We start from the raw sequence: 4,878 nt of genomic DNA on the forward strand, positions 1-4,878 counted from the left end.
TGGCATGGACGAGGCCGAGCGCACGGCGTTTCTCGCGCGCTTCGTGGCGGACGGGCAGGGCGTAGGGTTCGCGGTGCTCGGGGGCGCGTTCGCCGAAGGTGTGGACCTGCCGGGCACGCGGCTGATTGGCGCGTTCGTGGCGACGCTCGGGCTGCCGCAGGTGAACCCGGTGAACGAGCAGCTCAAGCAACGCATGGGACGATTGTTCGGGGCGGGGTTCGATTACACCTATCTGTACCCGGGTATCCGCAAGGTGATCCAGGCGGCGGGGCGGGTGATCCGGGGGGATGAGGACCGGGGCACGCTGCTGCTGATCGATGAGCGGTTCGCCGAGCCTGGGGTGCAGCAGATGTTTCCGGGGTGGTGGCGGGTGGAGGGGGAGTAAAGTCGCACACCTGGGAAACTCCCATTACACTGCGTGCTCCAACCCCTTATTTCCTGAATCTCGAGGTTTTTGCATGACGCTGAGTCCTTTGGCAGGCAAGCCGGCACCGGCCAGTGTGCTGGTTGATATTCCCCGGCTGCTGACCGCTTACTACACCGGCCGGCCGGATGCCGCGGTGGCGGCGCAGCGTGTGGCCTTTGGCACCTCTGGGCACCGCGGTACCTCGCTGGAACTGAGCTTCAACCAGGACCACGTGCTGGCCATCACCCAGGCGATCTGCCTGTACCGCAAGGCCCAGGGCATCGACGGGCCGCTGTTCATCGGCGCCGATACCCATGCCCTGTCGGCACCCGCCGCGGCCAGCGCGCTGGAAGTCCTGGCCGCCAATGGCGTGCAGGTGATGCTGTCGCAGGATGACGAGTACACCCCGACCCCGGCCGTGTCCCACGCGATCATCTGCTACAACCGTGGCCGGACCCAGGGCCTGGCCGATGGCGTGGTCATCACCCCATCGCACAACCCACCCCAGAGCGGCGGCTTCAAGTACAACCCGCCCAATGGCGGCCCGGCCGACAGCGATGTGACCAAGTGGATCGAGAACAAGGCCAACGAGCTGCTCGCCGCTGGCCTCGACGGCGTCGAGCGCATGGACCATGCCCAGGCCTTGCAGGCTGCCACGACCCACCGGCATGACTACGTCGGCACCTATGTCGCCGACCTCGAGAACGTCATCGACTTCGACGTGATCCGCGAGGCCAAGCTGCGCCTGGGCGTCGACCCGTTGGGCGGCGCCGGGGTGCGCTACTGGTCGGCCATCGCGGAGCGCTACCAGCTGGACCTTGAAGTGGTCAATACCGAGGTCGATCCGACCTTCCGCTTCATGACCGTGGACTGGGATGGCCAGATCCGCATGGACCCGTCCTCGCCACACGCCATGCAAGGCTTGATCGGCCTGCGCGAGCGTTTCGACGTCGCCTTTGCCTGCGACCCGGACCATGACCGCCACGGCATCGTCACCGCCGACGGCCTGCTGGCGCCGAACAACTACCTGGCGGTCGCCATCGACTACCTGTTCCAGCATCGCCCGCAATGGCGCAGCGATGCCGCCGTCGGCAAGACTGTCGTCAGCAGCGGCATGATCGACCGTGTCACCGCGCGCCTGGGGCGTCGCCTGCACGAAGTGCCCGTCGGCTTCAAGTATTTTGCGCAGGGGCTGTTCGAGGGTTCGCTCGGCTTTGGTGGTGAAGAAAGTGCCGGAGCATCGTTCCTGCGCAAGGACGGCAGCGTCTGGACCACCGACAAGGACGGCCTGATCCCCGCGCTGCTGGCGGCCGAGATGACCGCCCGCACCGGCCGCAACCCGAGCCAGGCCTATGCCGCGCTGACCGAACAGCTGGGCAAGCCGTACGCCACCCGTGTCGAAGCCAAGGCCGACCCGCGGCAGAAAGCCCTGCTGAGCAAGCTTGCGCCCGAGCAGGTCAAGTCGACCACGCTCGCTGGCGAGCCGATCGAGCAGATTCTCAGCCATGCGCCGGGCAACGAGCAGGCCATTGGCGGCCTCAAGGTGATGACCGCCAACGGCTGGTTCGCGGCACGGCCGTCGGGCACCGAAGACATCTACAAGATCTACGCCGAAAGCTTCATCGACGAGGCGCACCTGCAGCGTCTGGTGAGCGAAGCCCAGGTACTGGTGGACGCCGCGATCGCGTGATGTAGGCGGGGAGGCGCGAGCACCGAAGCGTAGGGCCACAGGTTCAGCACCGCACTGAAATCAACGCTGTATCTGGTGGGCCCCTTCGCTGGCAAGCCAGCTCCCACAGGTTCAGCGTTGCCCCGAGGAGCAGCGCTGTGTCTGGGTAGGCCTTTTCGCTGGCAAGCCAGCTCCCACAGGCTCAGCGCTGGTCCTAAGGGCGGCGCGGTACCTGTGGGAGCTGGCTTGCCAGCGAACCCGGCGAAGCCGGGCCATCCACTGCTGGACCCTCAGGCCACATCCACCAGCACCACCTCACTGTCTTCCACCGCCCGAACCGTCAACACCTCTTCCTGCTCGATCGCCAGCCCGTCCCGTGCCCCGACGTGCACGCCGTTGACCTCGACCACCCCCTTGGCCGGCACCAGGTACCCGCGGCGCCCGGCGTCAAGACGGTACTCGGCCGTCTCGCCCGCACGCAAGGTCGCCGCCACCAGGCGCGCATCGCCTCGAATACGCAAGCTGTCCTCATCCCCTTCACGGCCACTGGCCAGGGTCACGAAACCTTCGCCTCGCTCGCCTTTGGGAAACGGCCGGGTACCCCAGTAAGGCGCATCGCCGGTCTGATGCGGGATGATCCAGATCTGGAAGATGCGCGTGTCGACCGCTTCCAGGTTGTACTCGCTGTGAGTGATGCCAGTACCGGCGCTCATCACTTGCACATCACCCGCCTCGGTGCGGCCTTTGTTGCCCAGGTTGTCCTGGTGGGTGATCGCGCCTTCGCGGACATAGGTGATGATTTCCATGTCGCGGTGCGGATGCGGCGGGAAGCCGCTGCCCGCGGCGATGAGGTCATCGTTCCAGACCCGCAGGTTGCCCCAGCCCATGCGGGCAGGGTCGCGGTATTCGGCGAACGAGAAATGATGATGGGCATCGAGCCAGCCGTGGTTGGCGTGGCCGAGGCTGTCGAAAGGTCGAAGTTGCAGCATGGTGGTGCTCCTTGTAGGTGGGGAATGAGGCCATGATGCGCCAACAAAGTATCGAAAATAAGCGTAATTATTGGCTAATTGTTATCGTTTAAATAGATATGAAACAGTGCAGCAGTTTCTCTCAAGGCATGCCTAATCGCCTGATTCGCAAGCATTCGCTGGAGATTTACCCCCGATAAAGCGAACATGGACGCCGAATTTTCCTATGTGTGGAGTGGCCGTGTCTCACGAGCATCCCCAGTCGCCGGTCGAGCTGACGCCGCCGGCGCAATTGCCCTGGCTACGCCGCCTGGCGGCACGTCTGCTGGGCCGCGGCCTCAGTGGCCTGCAGGCCCAGCACCGTGATTCCTGGTTTCTCGGCCACGCCACCGGCCAGCGCAACGGCCACGCCGATGGCCTGCGCGAAGGCTATGACCACGGCCGCGCCGATGGCTACGAGGCGGGTCGCCAGGTACTGGTGATCCGCGACACCCGCCCCGATGGCCACGGTGTGCCAGGTGAAGACGACAAGCTGTTCGATGACTGGCGCCTCCCCCTGACCGCGGAGCTCAAGAAACGCTTCAAGGCCGACGTCGCCCAGCGCCTGCCTGCCGAGGCGCAGCCGAGCGCGGCGCAGTGGAAACTGATTTTTAGCGATACCCCCTCGACCTGCGTGGTGGCGGGGGCGGGTGCCGGCAAGTCCACCTCGCTGGTGCTGCGGATCCTGCTGCTACGCCACTACCTGGGCTTCGAGCTGGATGCGATGACCGTGGTGACCTTCACCCGTGAGTCGCGCAAGGACTTCATCAAGCGCCTGGTGCAGGTATTCGGCCTCTGGGAGCTGGGCCTGAACCCTGCGCAGGCCCGTGAGCTGGTGCGCACCTTCCATTCGCGGATTCTGCCGCTGGTGCGCAGCCTTCCAGGCGTCGGCCAGGTGCGCGCCTTCGAAACCCTGGGCAGCGAGTTGCCCAGCGGCAGCGAGGCCAATGCCGAAAGCAACCCGTTCGACCTGCGTCTCAACGATGCCCAGCGCCAGCAACTCAACCTGTGCTACCGCGACCTGCTGCACAGCAGCCCGCGCTTTGCCGAATTGATCGCCGGCCTGCGCCGCGAGGCCTTGCAGCTGAAGTCGCTGGACCGTGACCACCCCGATGTGCAGAAGCGCGTGGCGGTGACCCAGCTCTCGGCACAGCGCGATGAAGAGCTCTGCGACCTGGTCGAGGACCTGTGGTTCTCGGCTGGCGCCTGGCCGATCAAGGGCATCGAGCCGAACCGGCACACCGTCGAGATCAACGGCAGCCGCTTCCATGTCCACGGCCATGTGGCCGAACTCGATGCCTGGGTGGTGCTGGGTTTCGATGCGGGTGAAAGCCAGCAGTACAAGCGCCCGGGGGCCAAGTTGCCGGTGTGGGCGGAGTGGGTGATCAAGCGCACGCTGTTTCAGGCTTTCTGCGACAAGCCTGTGATCTGGCTGGAAAACTATGCATCCGCCAGGCGCCTTGCGTCGTCCCTCGCGGGCGACGCGGTGGCCGGCCCCGGCTTCGAGTACAAGGTCAAGGGCGAGCTGGCGCCGGCGCCGCTGCTCGACGCGTTTGTCGGGGCCGCGGGGTTCATCGAGAACCTGGGCCTGGAGGTCACGGCGGCGGTCAACGGCATGAGTTTCCCGCTGGGGGATACCGATGCGCTGTTCTTCGAGGCCCTTAGCCTCTACGCGAAAGCGCTGGAGACGCACCTGCTGGCGCAATCACCGCCGATCATGAGCTACAACCGCATGTTCGCGCTGTTCGGCGAGAACAACCCCGAGAACCTCCAGCTGCTGCCCGATCCGCTGCTGC

At 65.6% G+C, this 4,878-nt stretch carries 4 protein-coding genes; 3 read left to right on the forward strand and 1 reads right to left on the reverse strand.

Going from position 1 to position 4,878, the window contains the following annotated elements; genetic code table 11:
• Positions 1-385 (forward strand): helicase C-terminal domain-containing protein (locus tag VJS90_RS14020; RefSeq protein ID WP_324122246.1); only part of this gene is annotated, 385 nt, incomplete at its 5' end.
• 73 nt (positions 386-458) lie between these two features.
• Positions 459-2,096 carry a phosphoglucomutase (alpha-D-glucose-1,6-bisphosphate-dependent) gene (pgm, locus tag VJS90_RS14025; protein ID WP_324122247.1) on the forward strand — a complete coding sequence of 546 codons (1,638 nt, stop codon included), beginning with the start codon at positions 459-461 and terminating at the stop codon, positions 2,094-2,096.
• 269 nt (positions 2,097-2,365) lie between these two features.
• On the opposite strand, the gene VJS90_RS14030 is transcribed toward pgm, so the two are convergent.
• Entirely contained in the window at positions 2,366-3,064 is a 699-nt protein-coding gene (locus tag VJS90_RS14030; protein WP_324122248.1) for a pirin family protein, read from the reverse strand.
• 205 nt (positions 3,065-3,269) lie between these two features.
• On the opposite strand from VJS90_RS14030, the gene VJS90_RS14035 reads away from it, so the two are divergent.
• Positions 3,270-4,878: UvrD-helicase domain-containing protein (locus VJS90_RS14035; RefSeq protein ID WP_324122249.1), on the forward strand; the 1,609-nt coding region annotated here is incomplete at its 3' end.

Origin of the sequence: Pseudomonas sp., from assembly GCF_035277045.1 — a bacterium.
Lineage (GTDB): Bacteria > Pseudomonadota > Gammaproteobacteria > Pseudomonadales > Pseudomonadaceae > Aquipseudomonas.

Excerpts from the sequence above, each read along its gene's own strand:
- VJS90_RS14030 (WP_324122248.1), bottom strand. The coding sequence starts at position 3,064 with ATGCTGCAACTTCGACCTTTCGACAGCCTCGGCCACGCCAACCACGGC.
- pgm (WP_324122247.1), top strand. The coding sequence starts at position 459 with ATGACGCTGAGTCCTTTGGCAGGCAAGCCGGCACCGGCCAGTGTGCTG.